We start from the raw sequence: 2,022 nt of genomic DNA, 5'->3' as shown, positions 1-2,022 counted from the left end.
CCCCTGGGCCCGCCCCGGGTGCCGGGGGCCCCGCGCCGGCCTTCCGCCCCGGGCCGCTCTGCGGCGCGCCCGCGGGGGGGGGCGCCGCCCGCGGGGGCGCCCCCGCGCGGGGCGGCCTCGGCCGCGGCGGCGGCCGAGGCGGTGTCGGCGGGGCCCGCCGCGACAGTCCTGACCATGTCTCCACCCTAACCACATCGCAGGTACTGCCGAAACGGCGGTAGCTCCGGCGTCGAGGAGAAGCTCATGACGCAGACCAGGACCGTGCTGATCGCCAGGCACGTCGGCGGCCCGGACGTGCTCGAATTCTTCACCGAGCACACGCCGGCCCCCGGCCCCGGCGAAGTCCTCGTCCAGGTGCGGGCCGCGGGCATCAACCCGATCGACGCCCGCCGCATGACCGGCGAGTTCGGTGACCGCGTGCCCATGACCTTCGGCACCGAGTTCGCGGGAGTCGTCCGGGCGGTCGGCCGCGGCGTGGACGACCGCAGGCACGGCGACGCCGTCCTCGGCTCCGGTGGTGCGTTCACCCACGCCACCCACATCGTCGTCCCGGCGGGCAACCTGATCGCCAAACCCGGATCGCTGAGCTGGGAGGTCGCAGGCTCGCTCGCCGGCGCCGCGCAGACCGCCGTGGGTCTGCTGCGCCATCTCGGCCTCCCCGCGGGCGCCTCGCTGCTCGTCCACGGCGGCGCGGGCGGGGTCGGTTCCATCACCGTCCAGCTCGCCGTCCGTCGCGGCCTGACCGTGGTGGCCACCGCCTCGCCCGCCAACCAGGACTATCTGCGCGAACTCGGCGCGACCCCGGTCGGATACGGGCCCGGCCTCACCGCCCGCGTGACCGCCGTCCACCCGGCCCCCTTCGACGCCGCGATCGACATGGCGGGCACCACGGAGGCCGTGGACACCTCCCTCGCCGTGGTCGGCCCCGAAGGCCCGATCGTCAGCATCGCGGGCCGTGCCGTCGACGCCCCGCGCGTACAGCCGTTCCGCATGCGGCCCGACCTCGACGCTCTCCGCGAGGTCGTCGACGGCGTGGCCGACGGCGCGCTCCGCTGGGAGGTCACCCGCACCTACCCCTTCCTCGACGCCGTCACCGCCTACACCGACATCCGCACCGGTCACACCAGGGGCAAGACCGTCCTGACCTTCCCGGCCGGCCTCTGAACGGTCAGGAGGCGATCCAGTCCGCCATGACATCGGCGAGGGCTTCGGCGCCGAGGCGGCAGTCCTCGGGGGTGGCGTATTCGGCGGGGGAGTGGGAGACCCCGGTGGGGTTGCGGACGAAGAGCATGGCGGTGGGGACCACCGCCGAGAGGATGCCCGCGTCGTGGCCCGCCCGGGTGGGCAGGACCGGGATCTCGCCGAGGCGGCTGAGGGCACGCACGACGCGGGCGCGCGGCGCTTGCGGGAACTCGACGATGGGGGTGACGGATTCGGCTTCGATGTCCAGGCCGATGCCGTCGCGGGCGGCGTGCTCCTTCGCCTCGGCGCTGATCCGGGCCACCAGGGCGTCCAGGGTGGGCTCATCCGCGGCGCGGGCGTCCAGCCAGGCCAGGATCTCCGAGGGGATCGCGTTGGCGCCGTTGGGCAGCACGCGCAGCTTGCCGAAGGTGGCCACCGCCTCGTGGAGCTCGGCGGCGTGCCGGGCCGAGTGCACGGAGGAGGCGTAGGCGAGCATCGGGTCGCGCCGGTCGACCAGGCGGGTGGCGCCGGCGTGGTTGGCCTCGCCGGTGAAGCGGAATAGCCAGCGGCCGTGCGGCCAGATGGCGGAGGCCACCGCGATCGGGCGGTCCACCAGGTCCAGTGCCCGCCCCTGTTCGACGTGCAGTTCGACATAGACGCCGACCCGCGAGGTCAGTGTGGGGTCGGCGCCGAGATGACGGGGATCGCGCCCGTTGCGGGTCAGCGCCTCGGCGAGGGTGATGCCGTCGGCGTCGCGCAGGCCGAGGGCGCGTTCGGGAGCGACCGCGCCGGTGCTCAGCTGGGAACCGACGCAGGCCACGCCGAAGCGCGCGCCCTCCT

Annotated in this window: 2 protein-coding genes; one reads left to right on the top strand and one right to left on the bottom strand. The window is 75.1% G+C overall.

Annotated features, from left to right (window positions below; genetic code table 11):
- Positions 1–243 precede the first annotated feature (243 nt).
- Complete coding sequence (locus QH283_RS06785) at positions 244–1,164, top strand: NADP-dependent oxidoreductase (RefSeq protein ID WP_280502160.1); 921 nt, start codon at positions 244–246, stop codon at positions 1,162–1,164.
- A gap of 4 nt (positions 1,165–1,168) precedes the next feature.
- Here QH283_RS06785 and QH283_RS06780 read toward each other — a convergent pair.
- The coding region (locus QH283_RS06780) for an allantoate amidohydrolase (RefSeq protein WP_280502159.1) at positions 1,169–2,022 on the bottom strand (854 nt) is incomplete at its 5' end.

The sequence above is a fragment of the Nocardia farcinica genome (genome assembly GCF_029867845.1).
GTDB lineage: Bacteria > Actinomycetota > Actinomycetes > Mycobacteriales > Mycobacteriaceae > Nocardia > Nocardia farcinica_A.
This window is presented reverse-complemented; position numbering and strand designations above follow the sequence as displayed.